Source organism: Collinsella tanakaei (assembly GCF_030373545.1).
In the GTDB taxonomy this organism is placed as follows: domain Bacteria; phylum Actinomycetota; class Coriobacteriia; order Coriobacteriales; family Coriobacteriaceae; genus Collinsella; species Collinsella tanakaei_C.
Map to the genome: position 1 here is coordinate 144,814 of NZ_JAUDCO010000006.1, position 23,865 is coordinate 168,678.

General features: G+C 67.1%; 15 protein-coding genes. 7 read left to right on the forward strand and 8 right to left on the reverse strand.

The window, feature by feature from the left end:
• The first annotated feature begins 433 nt into the window (after positions 1 to 433).
• Both QUW00_RS06945 and QUW00_RS06950 read left to right on the forward strand, forming a co-directional pair.
• On the forward strand, positions 434 to 3,754 hold the full coding sequence (locus QUW00_RS06945; protein ID WP_289613657.1) for a 4-alpha-glucanotransferase: 3,321 nt from the start codon (positions 434 to 436) through the stop codon (positions 3,752 to 3,754).
• 120 nt (positions 3,755 to 3,874) lie between these two features.
• Positions 3,875 to 4,138: an FmdB family zinc ribbon protein gene (locus QUW00_RS06950; RefSeq protein WP_289613658.1), complete on the forward strand. Its 264-nt coding sequence runs from the start codon at positions 3,875 to 3,877 to the stop codon at positions 4,136 to 4,138.
• Between the two features lie 173 nt (positions 4,139 to 4,311).
• Here QUW00_RS06950 and QUW00_RS06955 read toward each other — a convergent pair whose 3' ends face one another.
• From QUW00_RS06955 to QUW00_RS06985, 7 genes are all read right to left on the reverse strand, one after another.
• Positions 4,312 to 5,778, reverse strand: coding sequence for a transcription antitermination factor NusB (locus QUW00_RS06955; protein ID WP_289613659.1), 1,467 nt, complete (start codon positions 5,776 to 5,778; stop codon positions 4,312 to 4,314).
• The gene (fmt, locus tag QUW00_RS06960) at positions 5,775 to 6,710 is read right to left on the reverse strand and encodes a methionyl-tRNA formyltransferase (RefSeq protein ID WP_289613660.1); all 936 of its coding nucleotides are present in this window, start codon (positions 6,708 to 6,710) and stop codon (positions 5,775 to 5,777) included. The genes QUW00_RS06955 and fmt overlap by 4 nt, the downstream gene beginning before the upstream one ends.
• A 75-nt stretch (positions 6,711 to 6,785) precedes the next feature.
• A complete protein-coding gene (gene def, locus QUW00_RS06965; RefSeq protein ID WP_289613661.1) occupies positions 6,786 to 7,322 on the reverse strand; it encodes a peptide deformylase in 537 nt (178 codons plus the stop codon).
• Positions 7,323 to 7,496: 174 nt separating this feature from the next.
• Positions 7,497 to 9,833, reverse strand: a complete 2,337-nt coding sequence (priA, locus tag QUW00_RS06970; protein ID WP_289613678.1) for a replication restart helicase PriA — start codon at positions 9,831 to 9,833, stop codon at positions 7,497 to 7,499.
• Between the two features lie 165 nt (positions 9,834 to 9,998).
• Complete coding sequence (gene metK / locus QUW00_RS06975) at positions 9,999 to 11,276, reverse strand: methionine adenosyltransferase (protein WP_289613662.1); 1,278 nt, start codon at positions 11,274 to 11,276, stop codon at positions 9,999 to 10,001.
• An 822-nt stretch (positions 11,277 to 12,098) separates the two neighbouring features.
• Positions 12,099 to 14,672: a YhgE/Pip family protein gene (locus QUW00_RS06980; protein WP_289613663.1), complete on the reverse strand. Its 2,574-nt coding sequence runs from the start codon at positions 14,670 to 14,672 to the stop codon at positions 12,099 to 12,101.
• A complete protein-coding gene (locus QUW00_RS06985) occupies positions 14,669 to 15,484 on the reverse strand; it encodes a hypothetical protein (RefSeq protein WP_289613664.1) in 816 nt (271 codons plus the stop codon). Before QUW00_RS06985 ends, QUW00_RS06980 begins: the two co-directional genes overlap by 4 nt.
• A 173-nt stretch (positions 15,485 to 15,657) precedes the next feature.
• Here QUW00_RS06985 and gltX point away from each other — a divergent pair, with 173 nt between their 5' ends.
• Entirely contained in the window at positions 15,658 to 17,139 is a 1,482-nt protein-coding gene (gene gltX / locus QUW00_RS06990) for a glutamate--tRNA ligase (RefSeq protein WP_289613665.1), read from the forward strand.
• A gap of 177 nt (positions 17,140 to 17,316) precedes the next feature.
• Here the strand turns inward: gltX and pcp are convergent, their stop codons facing one another.
• Entirely contained in the window at positions 17,317 to 17,967 is a 651-nt protein-coding gene (gene pcp, locus QUW00_RS06995; protein ID WP_289613666.1) for a pyroglutamyl-peptidase I, read from the reverse strand.
• Positions 17,968 to 18,147: 180 nt separating this feature from the next.
• Between pcp and sdaAA the strand changes: the two genes are divergently transcribed.
• From sdaAA to QUW00_RS07015, 4 genes are all read left to right on the forward strand, one after another.
• Entirely contained in the window at positions 18,148 to 19,755 is a 1,608-nt protein-coding gene (gene sdaAA, locus QUW00_RS07000; protein WP_289613667.1) for an L-serine ammonia-lyase, iron-sulfur-dependent, subunit alpha, read from the forward strand.
• A 203-nt stretch (positions 19,756 to 19,958) separates the two neighbouring features.
• Positions 19,959 to 21,845: a L,D-transpeptidase gene (locus tag QUW00_RS07005; protein WP_289613668.1), complete on the forward strand. Its 1,887-nt coding sequence runs from the start codon at positions 19,959 to 19,961 to the stop codon at positions 21,843 to 21,845.
• A 199-nt stretch (positions 21,846 to 22,044) separates the two neighbouring features.
• Entirely contained in the window at positions 22,045 to 22,728 is a 684-nt protein-coding gene (locus QUW00_RS07010; protein ID WP_289613669.1) for a response regulator transcription factor, read from the forward strand.
• 11 nt (positions 22,729 to 22,739) lie between these two features.
• Positions 22,740 to 23,795: a sensor histidine kinase gene (locus QUW00_RS07015; protein ID WP_289613670.1), complete on the forward strand. Its 1,056-nt coding sequence runs from the start codon at positions 22,740 to 22,742 to the stop codon at positions 23,793 to 23,795.
• Positions 23,796 to 23,865 lie beyond the last annotated feature (70 nt).

The following is a 23,865-nucleotide window of genomic DNA, read 5'->3' on the forward strand; positions in this document are numbered from 1 at the left end:
CGACAGCAGGAACCTCTGCTCGACGGCTGAAACCCCAGCGCGACACGTGGGACTCCAGCGTGACGGCTGAGGCCCCAGCGCGACACAAACCCGCTCTGCAACCGGTTGCGATGTCGCCGTGGGGTTTCCCATGTCACGACAGGGTTTCCCATGTCACGACAGGGTTTCCCATGCCATAGCGGGCTTTTCCCTTTCACTGTAGGGCTTCACATGTCACCGTGGGGTTTTCGCTGTCGCGCCAGGGCTTTTCGGACAAAACGACCTTCGCGTACACCCAAATCGTCAGACTTACTCGAAAAAATCAGCGATTGGCTGTTGCGCATCGGTATCCGGCTGTCTATTTACGATAGACTTGAACCTGTATGTGAATGTCGCGCCTCTGGGTACGGTCTCGGCCGTCCGCAGGCGTATCGATAGCGCAAGGATAACCTACATGAAGCTTCGTCATAACAGCAGGCTCCCGCAGTTCCGCTCGCCGTTTGGCGCCGTGGAAGCGGGAACAAGCGTGACGCTGGCGCTCGAGGTCTACAAGGAGGACGCCGCGGGCATTGAGTGCACGCTGCGCACCTGGGTGGACGGCGTCGGTGAGTCCCTGTACCCCATGACTTCAGACGGCAAGGGTATGTACACCGTAACCGTCACGTTCGACGAGACGCAAATCGTCTGGTACAGCTTCATCGTCCGCACCATGGACGGTTTCGAGCTTCGCGTCGGCGCACCGCAGGGTGCGACCGGCGGCGAAGGCGTCGCCTACGACTACGACAACGTCCCTTCGTTCCAGATCACCGTCTACCGCCATCGCGCGCACCGCCCCTCCTGGTACGAGCGCGGCATCGTCTACCAGATCTTCCCCGATCGCTATGCGCGCGACGAGGACTGGAAGCAGCGGGCCCTCGAGCGCCTCGCGCACCCGCGTCGCGGCTGCGAGCAGCATATCGTCGAGGACTGGGACAAACCGCCCGTCTACGACCGTGACGAGACCGGCGATATCCGCAGCTGGGACTTTTACGGCGGCTCCCTGCGCGGCATCGAGGAGCATCTCCCCCATCTCGCTGAGATGGGCATCACCGCGCTGTACCTCAACCCCATCTTCGAGGCGGCGAGCAACCACCGCTACGACACCGCCGACTACATGAAGATCGATCAGCTGCTGGGCACCGAGGAGGATTTCCGCCGTCTGTGCGTCTCGGCACGTCGGTTTGGCATCTCCATCATCCTCGATGGGGTGTTCAACCATACCGGCAGCGACTCGGTCTACTTCAACGCCTTCGGTAACTATCCCGAGCCGGGCGCCTGGTCCGGCGACAAGGACTCCGAGTGGCGCGATGCGTTTCGCATCAACGAGGACGGCACCTACGACTGCTGGTGGGGCGTGGGCAACATGCCCGCCGTCAACCAGCGCTCCGAAGCGATTCGCGAGCTGATCTTGGGCCCCAACGGCGTCATCCGCTACTGGCTTCGCGCCGGCGCCCGCGGCTGGCGCCTGGATGTCGCCGACGAGCTGTCCGACGAGATGCTCGACGGCATCAAAGCGGCAGCCACCCAGGAGAAGGCCGATGCGCTCGTGCTCGGCGAGGTCTGGGAGGACGCCTCCAACAAGATCGCCTACGGCCATCTTCGCCACTACCTGCTGGGCGACGAGCTCGACTCGGCCATGAACTACCCGTTCCGCGACCTTGTGCTCGGCCTGCTGACCGGTGAGGGCAACAGCTACACCGCCTACCACGCCGCGGAGGCCATCGAATCGCTGCGCGAGAACTACCCGCGCGAGGCGCTGTACTGCGCTCTCAACCTGCTGGGCAGCCATGACCGTCCCCGTATCACGTCGGTTCTCGGCGGCTTGCCCGACATCGACGCCCTGCCCGAGGAGCAGCGCAGCACGTGGCGCCTTTCGAGCGAGGCGCTCGGCCTCGCGAAGAGCCGCTTCTGGTTGGCATCGCTCATGCAGATGACGTTCGCGGGTGTGCCGTCCATCTACTACGGCGACGAGGCGGGCGTCCAGGGCCTGACCGATCCGGGCAATCGCGCCACGTATCCGTGGGGCCACGAGGACCTCGACTTCTTCAACATGGTGCGCGACACCGTCGCGCTCCGTCGCGCCCTGCCCCTGTTCACCACCGGCGACATCGAGGCGTGCGCGCTCAACGACGACGTCCTCATGTACACGCGCCGCGCCGAGGACGGACAGACCGCCAGCGTCCTCATCAACCGCAGCCTCGGTCAAACCCATACCGTTCGCATCCCCGCCCTGGGCGAGATGGGCATCGACGTCATCGGCGGTCGCGACCTTGTCCCCGCCGACGACGGCACCGTCGAGATCAAGCTGTGGCCGCTGGGCAGCGCCGTCGCCTACTTCCACGACACCCAGCGCCTGCAGAAGCCCCTCGCCCATGGCTGGGGCGTGGTGTGCCACATCACGTCGGTTCCCAACGGTGACAAGCCCGGAACCCTGGGCGCGCCCGCTCGGCGCTTCATCGACCATCTGGCCGACATGGGGGCTCATTACTGGCAGGTGCTTCCCGTCAACCCGACCGATGCCTATGGCTCGCCCTACGCCGGCCCCTCGGCATTTGCCGGCAACATCGCCCTGCTCGAGGAGACCGATGAGCAGCTGCGTGCCGAGTTTGCCGATTTCTTTGCCGAAGGCGGCGAGGACGATGCCGATTACCTTGCGTTCATGGAGCGCAACGAGGTCTGGTTGGATCCCTACTGCGCCTTCATGGCCATCAAAGACGCATCGCGCGGCGCGAGCCGCCATCGCTGGCCGCGCGCCTACGCGAGCTACGACGTGCGCATCCTCGACGACGCGCGCTTTATCGAGAACGGCCGCTTCCACGCCTTCGCCCAGTATCGCTTTGACACCGAGTGGCGCGAGCTGCGCGCCTACGCGCACGAGCGCGGCATCGAGATCATCGGCGACATCCCCATCTACGTGTCCGACGATTCCGCGGACGCCTGGAGCGAGCCGGACATGTTCTCCCTCTCCCCGTTCGGCAGGCCGACCGAGATCGCTGGAACCCCGCCCGATCGCTTCTCGGCAACCGGCCAGGTCTGGGGCAACCCGACCTATCGCTGGGACCGCATGCACGCCGACGGCTACACCTGGTGGATCGAGCGCCTGCGTCGTTCGCTCGAGCTCTACGACCGCGTGCGCCTCGACCACTTCCTGGGCTTCCAGTCCTACTTCAGCATCCCGGCGGGCAAGGACGGCAGCGCCGGTAGATGGCTGCCCGGTCCAGGCATCGACCTGTTCAAGCGCGCTCATCGCGAGTTCGGCCCGCTGCCGTTCATCGCAGAGGACCTGGGCTACCTCACCCCCGCCGTGCGCGCCCTGACCGCCTCGTGCGGCTTCCCGGGCATGGATGTCCTCGAGTTCGAGGATTACGATGTGCGCGACGGCGTCAAGCCGGGCGCGGAGAAAATCGTCTACACCTCGACACACGACACCTCGACGCTTGTCGGCTGGACGGCCGCGCGCTGGGGTGCCGAGGATGAGCCCGAGAAGCAGGTCGAGCGTGCACGTGATATCGCCCGACTCGCCTTCGAGAGCCCTGCTTCCGTCGTCATGATGCCGCTGCAGGACGTCTTGCTGCTCGATGACGACGCGCGCATGAACGTCCCGGGCACGACCGAGGGCAACTGGAGCTGGCAGGCAGACGAAAAGGCGGTCGCAGACGCCGTCGCTTGGATTCGCGAGCTCGCCGACGAGTGCGGCCGCACGGCCGGAAGCGAAGGCACCGCATCAAGCAAGTGATGTGTGAAAACGCCCTCGCGAGCGTTTGCTGCCCGAGCGCTTTCGGGTACAGTATGCAAGGTTGAACAATTCCCGCCGCCCTGTGCGGCGGGATCATGATGATGAAATCAGAGGTATCGAATGGCTCGTTACGATTATCGCTGCACGTCGTGCGGCACGGTCTTTGAGGTCGAGCACGGCATGCTCGAGCGCCCCGAGATCCACTGTCCCTCCTGCGATGCGATTGCCGAGAAGGTCTTCAGCCCGAGCGGCATCGAGTTCAAGGGATCCGGCTTCTACAACACCGATCAGCGCGGCGGGAGCTCGAGCACCGCGGCGACCAGCGGCACCACCTCGAGCGATGCGGGTTGCGCCTGCGACAGCTGCCCGCACAAGGACAACTAGCGGCACCGAGCGGCAAAGGCTGAAATGAGGGGCGTCGACGCGTGTCGGCGCCCCTTTCGTGTATAGAGCCCCAAAGGCGCTGTCACGCAGGAAGCGCTGAGCCGACGAAGGGCACGAGGCTTCTGCGTGATAGAACCCTTGAAGGGTTATGAACGGTATCAACCGCGCGTGAGCTAGCAGGAAGCCGAACGACGCACCATGCGTGCGCAGAAATGCCCGTCGCAGGCCTCCGGCGCCGGCACGGTCTGGAAACGACCGCGGTCATCCTCGTGCGAGCGGGCAAACGTCGTCGCAGAACAGCCGACCCCGCATGCATCTGCAAACGCGCTGAGCGCCTGCGCCTCGTGCACGGGCACCAGACGGAATGCGGCGCCCTCGGAGCTTGCGAGAAACGCATCCACCACCGCCTGATTCTCGGAGGCGAGCACCGAACAGGTCGCATAGACGAGCTCGCCGTCCTCGGCGACACGTGACGCGGCAGCGCGCAGCAGCGCGAGCTGAAGACGCGGCAGCGCCCCCTCATACGCGACATCCGCCGCATCAAGGCGCCAGGAGATCTCCGGATGGCGCCGCATGGTACCGGTGCCCGAGCACGGCGCATCGACGAAGACGCGATCGAACAGAACGCGCTCCCCTGCCGCAGCGTCGATGTCGGCCAGTACGGCATCCACCACGCAGCCGTCTCCGGCAACACAGCGCACCTCGCCGTCGAGCCCGGCGGCGTGCAGGCGCTCCAGATTGAGTTCGCACTTGCGCGCGGAGAGGTCGAGCGCCGTATGCGAGTGCGCCCAGCCCAGACGGCCCGCTTGCGCGCACATGATGAACGTCTTGGTTCCCCGGCCGGCGCCAATCTCAAGGCAGGAGCCGGGCGCGGTAGCGGCGGTGGCGATGAGCTGTGCGGCTGCGTCCGAAGCAACGGCATCGGCGCGATTCAGCGCACCTGAGCGGATAAAGCTGGAAATGTCGGCAGGCTGCATCAGACCTGGCAGCATCGGCGCGACAGCATCGGCGCCCGGTTCATCCGTGGGGCCCTGACCCGCAGACACATCCTCGCCCTCAGGTGAGAGACGGGGATTGAGGTGAACGTATACGGGAGCGGGCTCCAGCTGCGCATCGAAGAGCGTCTGCGCGCACCGTTCGCCGAGCGACGATATGATTGCCTCCGCCAACCACGCAGGAAGGCCGGCGCGTCGTGCCAGAGCCGTGTGATCGCGCAGGACGCCTGCCGCAATGTCCTCGGCGGCCAAAAACGAATCGCAGGCATCGGCGACGCGACGCAGCACCGCATTGGCCATGCCGGCGGCGCTTTTCGCCTGTCCTCGCACGAGCTCAACGCCCTGACTCACGGCGACACGGGCCGGGGTCTTCAGATAGAGCAGCTCGAACGCCGAGATACGCAGCGCGAGCCGCACCGGCAGCTTGACCGCACGAGGCTTCGCGATATAGCGATCGAGCAGCTCATCGAGGGTTCCTGCCGCCGCGGTGGCACCGAGCGCCAAACGCAGGGCCAGCGCCGCGTCGCGTGGATCTTCGGGCTTGCGCGGCATGGACTCGGCGACCTCGCGCACGAAACGCCCCTCCCGCTCGGCTCGAAGCAGGCAGGCAAGCGCGTGCGCCCGTGCGGGCGAAAGCCGGATCACGCCAACAGCTCCCAGCTCTGATCGGCGCCATGAAGACCCGCCGCCCACGCCCGCGCCTCCATGGCGCGCTTGCCGTCGGGCTTGATCTCGAGCGCCTCGAGGGCGCCGTCGGCACAGCCCAGATAGACGCGTTTGCCCCGCACGGACAGCTTTCCCGCAGCCGGCAGCGCACCCGACGCGTCGCTGGGCACGGCAATCGCGGCGCGTAGGATGCGCACGGGCTTGCCGGCGGCAAGGCAGCGCGCCGGCGCGGCATCACTCGAGGCGAGCACGCGACGGACGTTCGTCTCCGCCGTATCGGACGGATCGAGGCGCATCTCGGCCTTCTCAATCTTCGCGGCATGCGTGACCAAGCTCTCATCCTGCTCGGTCCACACGCAGGTGCCGTCGGCAAGGGTCGGCAAGACCTTGACGAGCAGATCGGCACCGAGCTCGGCAAGCTCGCCGGTGAGTTCGTCGGCCGTTTTGCCCGCAACCGAGCAGCTCGCCTGCGCGCAGTACGCACCCGTGTCCACACCGTGGCCGATGCGCATGATGGAAACACCGGTGGACTCGTCACCGGCAAGGATGGAGCGCTGAATGGGTGCCGCCCCGCGCCAGCGCGGCAGCAGGGAGGCGTGCACGTTCACACAGCCCAAAGGTGCCATGGTGAGAACCTCGTCGGGCAGGATGCAACCGTAGGCGGCGACGCAGAAGACGTCGGCATCCGCCGCACGCAGGGCGTCGAGCACGTCGGGCGTGATGCGCTTGGCCTCCAACACCGGCAGACCGAGCTCGAGCGCGCGGCTTTTGACCGGCGAGGGCTCGAGCTTCTTGCCACGGCTCCGGACGGCATCGGGCCGGGTGAGCACGAGTGCGACCTCGTGGTTGGCCGCAAGCTTGACAAGCGAGGGGACCGCAAACGAAGGGGTTCCCATAAACACGACGCGCACAGCGCCTCCTTCCCGCGGGACGCTCTGGCCGGCACACCATGCCGGGTCGGGACGCCGCGCCTTCCTGTCGAGGGTCTACTCCGTGTCGCCCGGCTTGGCGCCGCGAGCACGGGCCTGCTGGTACTCGCGCATCGCATGCATGCGGTCCGCGGGCGCCAGGCGCTCGAACATCGTGATGCCGTGCAGGTGATCGATCTCGTGCTGCAGGCACACGCACATAAGGTCGCCGGAGGCCTCGTAGCGGATGAGGTCGGCGTTGAGGTCGTACGCCTCGACGACGACATGGTCGGGACGCTCGATCTCGACGTTGATGCCCGGAATGGACAGGCATCCCTCGTTGTACGGGACGAGCGTGTCGGAGGACTCGACGATCCTGGGATTGATCAGCACGTAGGGGTCGTAGTCCTTCTCGCTCGTGTAGTCGGTATCGATCACCACGAGCTGAATGAGCTCGCCGATCTGCGGGGCCGCAAGACCGCAGCCGCCGTTCTCGATCATCTGGCGCTTCATCTGCTCGGCGAGACGGACGATATTCGCATCGATCTCCTCGATCTCCGCGCACTCCTGACGCAGGCGCGGATCGGGAGACAGCACGATGCCGTTGACTTCCATGGTGGTCCTTTCGAAAGATATCGTTACTCAATCCAGTCTATTGTATCCGCGAACGAATCCCTTCATGCACGACAAAGCCCACGAGGACCGACACAAAGGGGACGTGGCACAGGGGCGTGGTCCAAAGAACGGCCCCCTCCTTATCGGGCATTGCGCCCGAGCCCCTATCGCGGGCTACATCAGGTCATAAGCGTCGACATCGACGCTGACGCTGATGCCGCGCCGAGCGCCGACCGTATCGAGCGCGCTCGCGATGACGGACGACACGTCAAAGCCGATCGGCGACTTGACGATGAAGTGATGCCGATAGCTGTCCTTGGCCCGCTCGATCACGCAGCTCGTCGGCCCCATGATGAACGGGCGCGCATCTTCGGGAAGGCCGGCTGCAGCCCGTTCCAAGCCGTCGGAGACCAGGCGCGCGAGCTCGCCGATATAGCGTTGGACCTCGCGTTCGTAAGATCCCCGCACGAGCACGTTCGTCAGCCGGACATAGGGCGGATAGAGCGCCTCGCGCCGCTGCTTCGCCTCATGGTCGACAAGCACCGCGCGATCATGGGTCGCCACCGCCCGGATCACGGGATCGTCGGGCAGATAGGTCTGGATGATGACGCGCCCGGGATGCTCACCGCGCCCCGCACGGCCCGAGACCTGCTCGAGCAGGTCATAGGCGCGTTCGGATGCGCGGAAGTCCGGCATCTTGAGCGCGTAGTCGGCCAGGACCACCCCGACAAGGGTCACCTCGGGAAAGTCGAGGCCCTTGGCGATCATCTGCGTGCCCAGCAGGACGGCGCATTCCGCGGCGTCGAACTGCTCGAGCAGGCGCTTGTGGGCGTCCTTGCCGCGCGTGGAATCCGCATCCATGCGGATCACCTCGACGTCGTCCGGCAACATCGCGACCAGTGCGTCCTCGATCTGCTGGGTCCCCATGCCCATCTTGGCAAGATAGCGGCTCCCGCACCGGGGGCATGCGCTGCCGGGTGCCGGATAGGGCCTGACGTGATAGACCGCGCCGCAGGTATGGCACTCCAGCGTATGGGTCCGCTCGTGATAGGTAAGCGCCGTGGAGCAGTGATCGCAGGTGGGCACGCACCCGCACTCGCGACACATGAGGAAGGGGGCGAAACCGCGACGGTTATGCAGCAAGACCGCCTTCTCACGGCGCTGGACGACCTCCATGAGGGCATCGTAGAGCGGGCGCGAGAACATGGAGCGCGCACCTTGCGAGAACTCTCGGCGCAGGTCCGCAACGACGATCTCGGGCAGACGGGACGCCCCGGGGCGCTCGGGCATCTCGACGCGGCGCCAGGTCTGGCCCAGATGCGAGCCGGCGCGGCAGCGCGCGAGCGCCTCGGCAGACGGGGTGGCCGAACCCAGCACGAGGGGAAAGCCGCCTACACGCGCCATGTGGGCCGCGACCTCGCGCGCATGGTAGCGCGGGCTGGAACCCTGCTTGTAGGACTGCTCGTGCTCCTCGTCGATAACGATGAGGCCTAGGTTTGCAAGCGGGCAGAACAGCGCCGAGCGGGCGCCCACCACGACGCGCGCGGCCCCGGTGCGCACCATATCCCACTGGTCAAGACGCTCGCCGGCAGACAGACGGGAGTGAAAGACCGCCACCGTGCCACCGAAGCGCGAGCGGAAGCGACCGACGGTCTGCGCGGTGAGCGAGATCTCGGGCACGAGCACGCAGGCGCTCTTGCCGAGCGCGAGCACGCGGTCGATCGCGGACAGGTAGACCTCGGTCTTGCCCGATCCCGTCACGCCGTCGACGACGATGACGTCACCCGCATGTGCATCGATTGCTCCCTCGATGGCGGCAAGCGCCTCGCGCTGGCCGCTCGTGAGGCGCGCGGGGGCGGCGGCGCGCGCCGACGACAGCGTGGTGCCGTCGTCGCAGCCGCGCCAGGCACGACGCTCATCGACGCGCACGACGCCGCGACGCTCCAGGGCGCGAATAGCCGGCGACATGTCGGTATAGAGCAGATTGAGCTCGCGCGTCGTCACCGGTCCGCAGGATAGGGCCTCGATGAGCTGGCGCTGACGCGTGGCGCGCACGGGCGGTTCATAGTCGGCGGCCTGCGGGCACAACGAGACGACGCGCTCGTGGACCTCGGGCACCGCGGGGCGTTCGAGCCGGTAGGAACCGTCCTCGTCCTTGCGAAGGCGCGGCGTGCCGCCCGGAGGCAAAAACAGGCGCAGGCACTCCGACAAGGGCGCGACGTACTCGCGGCTGATCCACAACGACACCGGCCCGGCGAACTCGGAGCACACGGGCGGCGAGAGGATGGCCTCGATGGGACGCACGCGCGCCTCGTCCAGATCGGCGGCGCCGGGAAGCTCGGACACCGCGGGCGCGAGAGCGATGACATATCCGAGCGCAGGACGATGCCCGAAGGCGACGAGCACCGTGCATCCGACCGCCATGTCGTCGGCAAGATGCGCAGGGACGGCATAGGCGAACGGCTCGGAGAGAGCGCGGGCGGGAATATCCACCACCACGGCGGCGTACATCGCGCGGCGCGGCGCGTCGGCGCGCTCATGTTTGTCCGTCGAGGCGCCCAAGGCTCTCCCCCTCCCTCAACTTATCCGGCAATGAACCGGCCCGCAGTCGTGCGCGGGACGGCGACGCCATGACGGCGCGCGCCCTGCGCGACGCGGACCCTCGAGCGGAGCCGCTTACGCCAGCCCGCAGGCGGCGCGCAGCTCGTCGACGCGATCGCAGCGCTCCCAGGTGAAATCGGGATCCTCGCGACCGAAGTGGCCGTATGCGGCGGTCTTCTCGAAGATGGGGCGACGCAGGTCGAGGTCGCGGATGATCGCGCCCGGACGCAGGTCGAACACCTGCTGAACCGCCGTCTCGATCTGCGATACGGAAACCTGCTCGGTGCCGAACGTGTCGATCATGATGGAGAGCGGATGCGCGACGCCGATGGCGTAGGCGAGCTGGACCTCGCAGCGGTCGGCGAGCGCGGCTGCGACCACGTTCTTGGCGACCCAGCGCGCGGCGTAGGCGGCGGAGCGGTCGACCTTCGTGCAGTCCTTGCCCGAGAAGGCACCGCCGCCGTGACGGCCCATGCCGCCATACGTGTCGACGATGATCTTGCGGCCGGTCAGGCCGGTGTCCCCCATGGGGCCGCCCACGACGAAGCGACCGGTGGGGTTGACGTAGATCGTCGCGTCGCGCCACGGGATGCCCTCGGCGTCCATGACGGGAGCGATGACGTGCTCGATGAGGTCGGCGCTGATGTGGTCCATCGACTCGATCTCGGGGGCATGCTGGGTCGAGATCACGATCGTCTCGACGCTCACGGGTCTATCGTCCTCATAGCGCACCGTGACCTGGGTTTTTCCATCGGGGCGCAGGTAGGGCAAGGTCCCGTCGTGGCGCACCTTTGCCAGGCGCTCGGCCAGGCGGCTCGCGAGGTAGTGAGGCATGGGCATGAGCGTGGAGGTCTCGTTGGACGCATAGCCGAACATCATGCCCTGGTCGCCCGCGCCGATCAGGTCGAGCGGATCGGCGGCCCCGCGCTGAGCGTCAAACGACTGGTCGACGCCCTGTGCGATATCGGGGCTCTGCTCGTGGATCATATTGATGACGCCGCAGGTCTCGGAATCGAAGCCGTACTTGGCGCGCGTGTAGCCGATGCGCTCGATCACGCGGCGCGCGATCTTTTGGACATCGACGTAGGCCTGGCAGCGGATCTCGCCGGAAACGATGACCGAACCGGTGGTGACAAGCGTCTCGGCGGCGCAGCGAACGGCGTCGAGCTTGGCGGGCACGCCCTTGTGGTCGACGTAGCTCTGGGACTCGAGCACGGCCTCTTTGGCGAGGATGGCGTCGAGGACGGCGTCGGAAATCTGGTCGGCGATTTTGTCGGGATGGCCCTCAGTCACGGATTCGGACGTGAAGACATAGGAGCGCAGTGGGCTCGTGGAACGATTCTGATCTGGCATGATGCCCCTTTCTTAGTCGAAGCGCTCGAAGGCCGTTACCATTCCCTCGATGCACACATATCAGGCAATTGTATACCCCGCGCGACCGGCGACCGACCCTGACCCGGCACCTCTGCCAAAGCAGCACAGGCACCGAGTACAGCCATGGGTCAGTTGGGGACGGTCAGTTGGGGACGTGTTCCATCCAACCCATTTTGGGTCAGTTGGGGACGTGTTCCCTCCAACCCATGTGGCCAAGGCAGCTCAGGCGTCCGATTCTCCCGCGCATTTCACCGGCCAGGACCCTGCGGATCATCTATCCACGGGACAAAAAGCCCTTACCCCCGTTTACGGTTCGGTTTAGAGCCAACTCCTCGCGTAGCCAGAAAAGAAGCGAATCGTCTACCTGCAGCTTTTCGCGAGCGATGGGCGTCACTACGCGAAGGGAGGCCATAAAACCGAACCCTAAACGGGGGTAGCGCTTCCCCGCGGAGGCGTCGGGCAAAATGGGTTGGACGGAACACGTCCCCAAACAACCCAAGACCAAATGGGTTGGAGGGAACACGTCCCCAAATAACCCATTCAGGCTCGCGGGACGCAGAAGCCCCATACCCCCGTTTAGAAGACGGTTTTTGGAAGAGATGCCGGGTAGACGGCCTTCAAGTGGCATAAAACCTGCAGGTAGGCGCGATGCTCAACTTCAGCCTACTCAGGAGGCGCCCGCAAAACCGTCTTCTAAACGGGGGTATACCGCACAAAGGCTGGCGCTACGCGTAAAATGCAGGGAGACGCCCCGTTTGCAGGACGTCTCCCCGCCATAAGATCAATCGCGTTCTCAGGCGATTATGAAGCAGACGAAAGGAACGCCCGCTCCGGCCGTACGCGGCGTCGCGCCGCGGTGAGCGCAACGCTCGCGGCGATCGCCGCAACAGCAAGGATGGCGAGCAGCACGCATGCCGCACCTACGCCGCGTCCTGCGCCCGCGGCCAGCGAGCGCAGGGCCTGGGATACCACCGGCACGGGAAGGACCTCGCCGAGCGCCCGGAACACCCCGCCGGTCAGCGGAACGGGAAGGACGCTCCCCGCGCACAGCAGCTGCACGACGAGCAAGCCGGAGAACACCCAGGCAAACCACCGCCCGCAGGCAAGACGCAACGCGCACGCGAGGGCGCCGAAGACCGCGCCCGCCGCGGCAAGCATGCCCAAACACGACGCCGACGACGCCATCTGGACGCCAGCGACCGACAGGACGGCCCAGACGATTACCGCCTGCACGACGCCGACCGCCGCATACGCGGCGAGCTTTCCCGCCGCCGAGCGCACGCCCGCACCGGCGGCGACCGCGCGCATGTCGCAGACGGGTAGCAAGCAGCCGGTCAGGCAGGCGCCCACCCATAGGGCGGCGGCGGCAAACGCGACGGCAACCGCGACGTCGGACGACACATCGGCCGTGTTCGTCGAGGTGATCGATAGCGGGCTCGCCGCAACCTCGGCGCGGTCCTCGCGATCCTGCGCTATGCCGGACAACGTGTCCGCAGCCTCGGCAGTCGCGTCGTTAATCTGACCGGAGGCCTCTTTCAGCTGCTCGGAGCCCTCGGCGATCTGCCCGGTCGCCTGCGCCATGGCATCAAGGCCCGCCCCCAGACCCGTTGCGCCGGAGGCGACGCCGTCGAGAGCGGCGGCAAGCGTGGTGTTTGCAACCGCCAGCTGGTCGGCGCCGCTGGCTATGGGCGACATGGCCTCATTCAGTGCACCGATGCCGGTCGCAAGACCCGAGACGCCCTGCCCGATGGCTCCCGTCCCGGAGAGCTGCGACGAAATCGCGCCCACGCCTTGCCCGGTCGCCGTGAGGGCGGGCCCCATCTGCTCGAGGGCGGCCTTCGTGGCGATGACGCCCATCACGGCATCGGACGCCGGCTCGACGGCGCCCGCCGCGAGCCCCGTGAGCTCCTCGGCAGCCGTTGTCGCCGTGCTCGAGGCCTCCTCGTAGGAATCGACAGCCCCTTCGAGCCTTGCCTGCGCCTCGGACGAGGCGGCAAGCTGGTCGGAGGCGCTATCGGCGGCATCCGAGACATCCCGCGCGCTGTCCGCGGCGCGCGATGCGCGCTCCGACAGCGCGTCGGCACCGCTTGCGAGCTGCGCCATATCGTCCGTAAAGGACGCGATGAGCTGCAGCTGCTCGTCGGTTGCCCCCTCGCCGGCGGCATACGCCTCGGCGAGGCGCTGCTGCACATCGGCATCCGACCAGGTGGCGGCCGTGGTCGCGAGACCTGCCGCATCCTGCGCGATGCCGGAGCTCGCGCCGTCGTCGCCTCCGGAGAGCTCGGCAGCAAGGTCGGACGCACCCGTGCGCACCGCATCGACCGACGCGACCGATCCCTCGACCGTCGAGCCGACCTCGCGGGCGGCGGACAGCGCATCGTCCGAGGCGGTCTCCATCGTGGTCAGCGCATCCTGAAGCGAACGGGCCGGTTCGGCCATCTCGGTCGCCAGGGCACCAAGCTTGGCAAGGTCCTCGTCGCTGAGCGAAAGCTGCTCGGACAGCGAGGTCAGCCGCGCGCCCATCGCGCTCACGCCGTCGCCCATCGTGGTCAGCTGGCTCGCCGCGGCGTCGAGACCCGATCCGAGCGCCTCGGCGCCCTCTCCCAACGGATCGAGCGCCTGCTGTTGAATCTGCGCGAGCCCCGACCCCAGCGCGGCGGTGCCGGTGCCGGTCGCCTCCACGCCGTCTGCAATCTGGCCGAGTCCGCTTCCCAGCTGCTCAACGCCCGAAGCGCTCTGCCCCAGACCCTCGGCGATCGCCTCGGAACCTTGGGCCAAAGCGTCATACCCCGCGTCGAGCATCACCGCGCCGTCGGAGGTCAAGGTGAGCTTGCTGGCTTGCCCCTGCACGTCCGACAGCACCGAAACCACGTAGTCCTCACCCAGCGATGCGCGCAGGCGGGCTTGGCATTGACGCAGCGCCGCACTTCCCACGCGTGTGGACAAGATGTTCTCGCTGCCGGACGAAACGAGCTCGACGCTCGCCTTTTGGGGATCGGAGCCGGCGAGGCTCATGACCTTCTCGGAGTAGTCGGCGGGAATCTTGAGCACAAGGGCATACGACCCGTCAGCCAAGCCCGCATCCGCCGTCTGCTCGTCGACGACGTCCCATGCAAGCGTCTCGGTATCGGTCAGCTCATCGACCAGGGCCTCTCCCTCCCGAACCGTACCGCCGTTGGAGCCTGCCGCCCCCTCGTCGAGATTGACCACGGCGACGGGAATCCGCTCGGAGCCCTCGAGCGCCGGCGCCAGGCCACACACCAGGACGAGGGCGAGAACCGCAGGAACAACCAGGGCAAGCAGCAGCCGGTGCGACGAAAGCGCGCGCACAGCGGCCGAAAGGCGATCGCGCAGGACATCCGCTATCCGGCTCATGCGACACGCCCCCTTTCCGGTTCCGCAGGCACCCCATCAGGCGAAGCTTCCGTTTCGCCATCCCTTCCGACAGCCAGGCGCTCCGCCGCCCCGATATCGAGCGGGCAGACGCCGTCGCACGCATCGGCCAACGCGGGCTCGCCGGTCGCGACGAGCGCGCAGATGCCGCGCTCGGCGCACACCCGACAAAGCAGCTCCAGCGCGTCGCGAACATCCGCGACCGAGGCGCCGTAGCAGAAGCGGTCGTCCGCGTCGACAACGGCCACGCGCACGCCCCCAGCACACGCAAGAGCACAGGAAAGCCTGATGCGCGCCGCGGGCTCAAGGTCCGAAACATAGCGGCCGGCATGCGTTGCCAGGCCGAACTGCGACAGGTACTCGAGAGCATCGGTGCCGCGATCGCAGCGCAGCTCGAGCTCGCGCCGAACGACCTGCTCCACTGTCAGCGCGGCATCGATGTCAAATAGGCCGCTGAACACACCCACGCCGGCAAGCCCGCACGGAAGCGAGGCCCGATGCAGCCGGCGGGGGCGGCGCGCGAGCTCGACGCCGTCGACGACAAGCGAGCCCGACGTCGGCCGGACGAGCCCCGCGCAGGCGAGCGCCAGATCGCGGGCCGCGGCGACATCGGTCGAGACGAGCGCCACGACCTCGCCGACGCACGCCTCAAACGAGGCGAACTCGAAGGACCGGTAACCCGTCGCCGCATAGCTCGCATCGCGCGCGACCACGGCGGGGCATCGCGCGGCAGCCGAGGCGACAAGCGAACGCGTGGCGTCGTCGGGCGCATCCTGCATATCTTCTGGAAGCACGAGACCTCCTTTTTGGAACCAAACGGCATGCGCGCAAAGCGCATGTCCCATTCTCCCATTCTTACCCCGAAATGTGCATCAATGACAGAGTCATTTCATGCGGAACGTGCGCGGCGGGGCCGCTTGGTATAATGCGGACGATTCATTCGAGCCAATCTTTCGAGGAGCATTTCATGACCTCTCACGTCCGCGTGCGCTTCGCGCCCTCGCCCACCGGCAAGCTCCATATCGGCGGCGCCCGCACGGCCATCTACAACTGGGCGTTCGCCCGTGCGAACCACGGCACCTTCATCCTGCGCATCGACGATACCGACCCGACTCGCTCGACCGCCGAGAACACGCAGGTCATCCTGCGCGCCATGCGCTGGCTCGGCCTCGATTGGGACGAGGGCCCCGAGGTCGGTGGCGACTTCGGCCCCTACGCGCAGACCGAGCGCCTCGACCTGTACCGCGAGGCCGCCGAGCGCCTGCTCGCCGAGGGTCGCGCCTACCCCTGCTTCTGCACCCCCGAGCAGCTGGAGGCCGACCGCGAAGCAGCCCGCGCGCGCAAGGATCCCTTCCAGGGCTACCAGCGTCGCTGCCGCGATATCGACCCCGCCGAGGCGCGTCGTCGCATGGACGCCGGCGAGCCCTACACCATCCGCATCAAGGTCCCCGCGGACCGCGGCGACGTGGTGATCAACGACGCCGTTCACGGCCGCGTCGTGTTCGATGCCAAGGAGCTCGACGACTTCGTCATCTTCCGCTCCGACGGCACGCCCACCTATAACTTTGCCACTGTGGTCGATGACGCCATGATGGGTATCACGCACGTCATCCGCGGCGACGACCATCTGTCCAACACCCCGCGCCAGGTCATGGTCTACGAGGCCCTCGGCGCGCCCGTCCCCACCTTCGCCCACATCTCCATGATCCTGGGCGCCGACGGCAAGAAGCTCTCCAAGCGCCACGGCGCGACGAGCGTCGAGGAGTACCGCGACGCCGGCTACCTGTCCGACGCGTTCGTGAACTACCTGTCGCTGCTCGGCTGGTCGCTCGACGGCGAGACGACCATCATCCCCCGCGACGTGCTCGCCTCGCAGTTTTCGCTCGAGCGCATCTCCAAGAACCCCGCGACGTTCGATCCGGCCAAGCTCGACTGGATGAATGCCGAGTACATCAACGCCATGAGCGACGGGGCGTTTGTGGACGAGATCCTGATTCCGCAGCTCGCCGCCGCCGGCAAGGAGGTCTCGCGCGCATCGCATACCGACGCCTGGTGGAGCCTGCTCGCCAGCATCGTGCGCCCGCGCACCAAGATGCCCGCTGACGCCGCGCAGGTCGCCGCGCCGATCTTTGCCAGCGCCAAAACGCTCGCCTATGACGAGAAGTCCGTCGCCAAGGGACTGGCCAAGGAGGGCATGGCCCGGGTGCTCGACGCGGCGCGCGTGGCGCTGGGGACGCTGTCGGCTGACGACTGGAAGGCGGAGCATATCGACGCGGCGCTCGAGCCGCTCCCCGACGCGCTCGACCTCAAGAAGCGCATCGTGTTCCAGGCCGTCCGCGTCGCGGAGTGCGGCAACATGGTGAGCCCGCCGCTCGGCGAGACCATGCAGCTCATCGGTCGCGACGACTGTCTGGCGCGCATCGATCACGCCCTCACGATGGCGCTGTAGCCCGGGTGTTTGAACCGACGCTTTTCCAGATGAACGCGAGGCCCGCCTTCGAGGATCCGAAGGCGGGCCTTTTGCTCTCTCGGTTCAGGTCGGGCCCTTCGGACAGGCGGTTCCGCGCATGGAGAACCGGGCGGCATTTGACGCCCGTAGACCACGCGGAACAGCCTGTCCACCGCCCTACTGCTCGGTACCTCCAGCGGTGCCGACGATGTCGCCGTGCTCGACCTCCACGCAGGCCTCGATCGCAAGCGTCAGACCCTGAACCATCATGTCGATCGACATCGAGGGCGTACCGTCGCCCAAGCGCGCCGCCTGCTCGGTGGCGTAGGGAACGTGGATGAAACCGCCGCGCATCTCGGGATACTCCGTCGCGCACAGATGCAGCACCGTATAGAGCATCTCGTTGCAGCAGTAGGTTCCCGCGGTGTACGACACGACGGCGGGGACGCCCGCGGCGCGCATCCTGTCGACCGTCGCGTGCACCGGCAAAAGCGTGAAGTACGCATCCGGCCCGCCCTTGACGATCGGCTGCGCGATCGGCTGGTTGCCGTCGTTGTCGGGGATGCGCGCGTGGGCGTAGTTGATCCCCACGAACTCAGGCGTGATGTGCGTGCGCCCACCCGCCTGCCCGATGCACAGGCACACGTCCGGTCGCTGCTCGGCCACCGCCGCGCGCAGCACCTCGCCGTCGCGGCCGAACACCACCGGCAGCTCCGCCTTGACGATCTGCGCGCCGGCGATGGTGTCGGGAAGACGGCGCACCGCCTCGAGCGCGGGGTTCATGCACTCGCCGCCGAAGGGCTGGAAACCGGTGACCAAGATCTTCATCGTCCGCTTCTCCTCCCAAGACAAAGGGGTCGCACCATTGTGTCACGTTTTTGGGCTGCCAGACAAAATGCAGGGCAGGAGCGGCCGCGCGCCCGCTCCCGTTTTACCCCATGGCGTGCGCCGGGCGCGATGTGCCACAATGGTGGCGTCTGGACACCTCGACCGCATTCAGGAGCATCCATGGCAGGCAAACCGCAGACTCTCGCCACCACGTCGGCTTTCGAGATCTTGGGGCCGGTAATGGTCGGACCCTCGTCGTCCCATACCGCGGGCGCTCTGCGCTGCGCGAGCGTCGCGGCGTCGCTGCTCGAGGGCAACATCGCGCGCGTCACGTTCACGCTGTGGAACAGCTTCGCGCACACCTACCGCGGCCACGGCACCGACCGCGCGCTCGTGGCGGGCATCTTGGGGCTCGACACCGACGACGAGCGCATCCGCGACTCCTTCGCCCTTGCGCGCGAGCGCGGGCTCGCCTACGAGTTCCAGGTCGCCGGCGACGACGGCACCCTGCATCCCAACACCGTCGACATCGACATGGTCGACGATTCGGGCACCACCGCGGCGGTGCGCGGCGAGAGCCTGGGCGGCGGGCGCATCCGCATCAGCCGCATCAACGGCGTGGGCGTGGATATCTCCGGCATGTACAGCACCCTGTTCGTCGCGCACCGCGACGCCCCCGGCGCGCTGGCCGCGCTCACAAGCCTGCTCGCGCGCGAGCACGTCAACATCGCCTTCTGCCGCACGTACCGCACCGAGGCGGGCGGTCAGGCGTACTCGGTGTTCGAGACCGACGGTGCCGCCTGCCAGGAGGTGCTGCCCCACGTGCGCGCCCTCGACCCCGTGGACTACGCCACGTTCATCGAGGTGCCCGGGTCGGCTTCCACCCTCGCCCCCGGCGTGTCGACGCCCGAGCTGTTCGACGACGGTGCGCAGCTGCTCGACGCCTGCGCGGAGCACGGCATGAACATCGGCGCGGTCATGGCGGTGCGCGAGGCGAGCCTCATCGGCGAGGAGCGCTGCGTCGCCTCGATGCGCCGCGTGCTCGATGTCATGCGCGAGGAGACCACCGCCCCGCTTGCGCATCCCCAGCGCTCCCTCGGCGGATTCATCGGCGGCGAGGCCCGCCTGGTCGATGCCACGCGTGGCGGCGCGATCGGCGCCGCGTTGCTGGGTGAGGTGCAGACGGCCGCCGTGGCGCGCGCCATGGCGGTGCTCGAGCGCAGCGCCAGCATGGGCGTCATCGTCGCGGCGCCCACCGCGGGCTCCGCGGGCGTCGTTCCCGGGTGCGTGCTTGCGGTCGCCGACCACCTGGGCCTCGACGACCATCAGATCATGGACGCGCTGTTCTGCGCCGCCGCGATCGGCCTCAATCTCTCCACGTCCGCCTGCGTGGCGGGAGCCGAGGGAGGATGCCAGGCGGAGGTCGGCAGCGCCGCGGCCATGGCGGCCGCCGCCCTCGTCCAGATGCTCGGCGGCACCCCGGCATGCGCGCTCGACGCCGCCTCCATCGCCCTGTCCAACCTGCTCGGCCTGGTATGCGACCCGGTCGGAGGTCTCGTCGAGGTGCCATGCCAGAACCGCAACGCCATCGGCGTGGCAGCCGCCTTCTCGGCAGCGCAGCTCGCGTTGGCGGGCGTGCGCAGCTTCGTCCCCTTCGACGAGATGGCCAAGGTCATGCTCGCCGTGGGCCACGCGCTTCCCGCCAGCCTGCGCGAAACCGCCAAGGGCGGCATCGCCGTCGCCCCCTCGGCTCGCGCGGCATGCGAGCGCTGCGGCATCTGCGGATAGAGCGGCCGCCCACAGCGCTTGGCTAAAGCGCCGGCAGCAACGACGGGGCGACTCGTGGTCGATGCGTGTTGATGTCCTCAAATAGCTGTGAAACAACCCCTCACAGCGCGCATTCGTCGAGATGGATAGGTATAATCCATCTCCGGAAACAAAGGCCGGGCGCGACGCCCGCAGCACCTCGACACGCAAAGGACAGACAAGAGATGCCCTATACCAACGACGACGGTCGTCAAGTTCCGTCCGGCTCCCCTGCCGCCGGCAACCGATTCGCCCGCACCGATCGCCTTGAGCCCGTCCGCCCGGGCCAGATGCCCGCGCGCCGCACGGGCGGAGCCCATATGGCGTCGAACGATCATCAGGCTCCGACGAGCCAGGCTCCTGCCGGCCAGACGCCGGCATCCGCCACCACGCAGATGCCCGGCCGCACCCCGCTGCCCCAGCAGCGTGGCACCGCGCCCGCCAACACCGCCTACATGCCCCGCTCCGCCTACTCCGCCGCGAGCCAGGACACCTACGCCGGCCCGGCCCGCACGACCGTGATGGGCGCCCGCGGCACCGACAACCGCGGCGGCACCGATCCGCAGCTCGTCCCCCCGGTCGACCTGTACTCCGCGCACCGCGGCGACAACGACGACGAGGCGCCTCGCAACCATCGCGCGCTCAAGATCGGTCTCGGTGTGGCGGCGGGCCTTCTCGTCGCCGGCTACATCGGCGGCATCGTGGCGTTCTCCAACCTGTACTATCCTGGCACCTCCATCGCCGGTGTCGACGTGTCGCTCACCGATGCCGGCACCGCCGCCGAGCGCATCGAGTCCACGGTCGCCGACTACTCCCTGACCGTCAGCGGCCTCGGTTTCGAGTGCGCCTACACCCCCGAGGCCGGCACCTTTGCAGTGGACGCCCAGCAGGAGGCCACGACGGTGCTCAGCGCCAACGAGGCCATCATCTGGCCCGTCAAGCTCATCTCGAGCCTTACGGGCGGCGGGCAGTCGAATGACGAGACCGCCTCCAATCTGACGGCGACCTACGACAAGGAGGCCCTCGAGGCCGCGGTGGGCGCCGCCGTCGACGAATTCAACGCCGACCGCCCCGGCACCTTCGATGCCGCCGGCGCGTATGACGAGGAAGAGGGCAAGTTCACGGTCGCCCGCGCCCGTGCGAGCCAGAAGCTCAGCCGCGACGCCGTGATCGCCGCCGCCGAGGACGCCATCTCCCATGCGCAGGCCACCGCGGAGCTCGACGACTCCATGTACGAGGAGCTCGCGGGCGGCGCCACCGACGAGCAGCTGCAGGCAGCCTGCGACGCCGCCAACGAGATCATCGGCGTCAACGTCGACCTCACGATGGGCGGCAAGACGGTCGCTACGCTCGACGGCAAGACCATGACGCAGTGGATCACCTTCGACGAGGACCTCAACCCCACGCTCCAGAAGGACGGCCTGTCCAAGTGGATTCGCCAGCTTGCCGAGGCGCAGCTGGACACCGTGGGAACCGAGCGCCGCTACACCCGTCCCGACGGCAAAGAGGTCGACGTCTCGGGCGGCGAGTACGGCTGGATCAGCAACGAGGCCGAGCTCGCCGAGCTCATCCAGGCTGCCGTCAAGAACAAGCAGACCGGTGAGATCGAGATCCCCACGAAGCAGGAGGCGGCGCAGTACAACGGCGCCGGCGGCCGCGACTGGGGCGCCTACGTGGACATCGACATCAGCGAGCAGCACGTCCGCTACTACAGCGCCGACGACGAGCTGCTGTGGGAGTCCGGCTGCATCACCGGCAACCCCAACGAGAACAACGACACCCCCACGGGCATCTACAGCATCAACAACCTGGAGCGCGACGTCCAGCTCACCGGCAAGCGCGATCCCGAGACCGGCGAGCCGGAGTACATCAGCTACGTCGACTACTGGATGAGCTTCATCGGCGGCGCCGTGGGCCTTCATGACGCCGACTGGCAGGCCTCGTCGAGCTTCTCCGACCCCACCGCCTACACCTGGACCGGAAGCCACGGCTGCGTGAACCTTCCGCCCGCAAAGGCCGCCGAGCTGTTCGACCTGCTGAGCATCGGCGACTGCGTGATCGTCCACTACTAGCGGCAGCGTCCGCCATCGACGGTTTGAAGGGAGGGGCCCTGCGGGGGCCCCTCGTTTTGTATGGCTGCGCGAAACGCGCCTGGCGCTATTTCGCCAAACGCAGCCTCACCATGACAAATCCGTCATGCGGGATGCGCCGGCTCGCCCGTCCCGTCATGCTACGATGGGACGGCTACCCGTTGCGCGCGAAAGGCGGCACATGAGCTTGAAGATCCTTGTCGTGGAGGACGATCCGTTTATCGTCACCTCCCTTACCGAGCTGCTCGCAAGCGAAGGGTACGCCGTGGACCATGTGGCGGGTCAAACCGACGCCATCGCCCGCATCGAGCGCAACGGCGGCGCATATGCCCTTGTCCTTCTCGACGTGACCCTTGCCCAGGGCAACGGATTCGCCACCTGCTCGGCCATCAAGCAGCTTGCACCGGAACTGCCCGTCATCTTCCTCACGGCCTCCGACGACGAGTTCGATACGGTCACGGGCCTCACCATGGGAGCCGACGACTATGTCGCCAAGCCGTTTCGCCCGCGCGAGCTCCTTGCCCGCATCGCCGCGACCATACGGCGTTCCCATCCCGCAAAACGCATTATCACGTTCGGGCCGCTCACCATCGACACCGAGCGCGCGCACGTGGAGCGCACCGGCGTCGAGCTCGTCCTTTCCGCCCTTGAATATCGCCTGCTCCTTCTGTTTGCCACCAACCAGGGCAAGCTCATCACCCGCGAGCAGATCCGCTGCGCTCTGTGGGACGACGCGGGCACCTATATCGAGGAGAACACGCTGTCGGTCTACATTAAGCGCCTGCGCGACAAGATCGAGGATGACCCGGCGCACCCGGAACTCATCCAGACGGTGCGCGGGCTGGGCTATAAGGCCCACGAATAGAGGCAAGCGGAATGTGGTTGCTGAGGAATCGCGAGGTCGTACGGGCGCTTGTGGCGTGGACGGCGCTCTCCGTCGCGGCCGCGGCGCTCGGGTTTTACCTTGCCGCATGGCCAGGCGTCGTCTCGGCGCTCATCGCCTCCATGCTCGCAAGCATACCCTTCATCGCGCTCACATGGCGTCGCTACCGCATGCTGGCACAACTATCCGAGTGCATCGATGACGTGTTGCACGGCGAACGCTCGCTCGACTTCTCTACCATGGCCGAAGGAGAGCTTGCGATTCTGAGCAGCGAACTCGACAAGATGGTCATGCGCCTGAACCTCACCGCTGACGAGTTGGCGAGCGAGAAGCAGGCCTTGGCAGATGCCCTTGCAGACATCTCCCATCAAATCAAAACGCCGCTCACCTCGCTCTCCATCACCACCGAGCTGGTGCGAAAGCACCTCGCCGAGATGCCTGAATGCGCCGAGGACCTCGAGCGCATGCGCCGTATCGAGCAGCTCGAGATCCGCGTCGAGAACCTTGTCGCATCCCTGCTGAAGCTCGCGCGTCTCGATGCGGGCGCGATTCGCCTGGCACGCGAACAGGTCCTCGTGGACGACATCGTTCGCACAGCGACTCAGCCGCTTGCCGTCGCGCTCGATATCGCCGACGTCGCGCTCAAGGCCGACGTCGCCGATGGGTGCAGCTTTTGCGGCGACCTTGCATGGACCGCCGAGGCGCTCGGCAACATCGTGAAGAACTGTATGGAGCACACGCCTGCGGGCGGCACGGTGCGCATCACGGCCTGGGAGGACGCGCTCGCTTGCCGTATCCGCGTGACAGATACCGGACCCGGTATCGCCGAGGAGGATCTGCCGCACGTCTTTGAGCGCTTCTACCGCGGCGCATGTGACGACGAGGCCGGATCCGCCGTCAATCCTGCGGGCGTCGGCATCGGCCTCTCCCTTGCGCAGAGCCTCATCACCGCTCAGGGCGGCACGCTTACCGCGAAGAACGCCCGAGACGACACCGGGCGTGTATGCGGCGCGCAGTTTGACATCGCGTTTTTCCGGGCGATCGTCTAGCTGCCACGGTGTAATTTCACCCTAGGGATTTTTCTACATCTCCGGCGCAAATGCGCCGGAGATGTAGAAA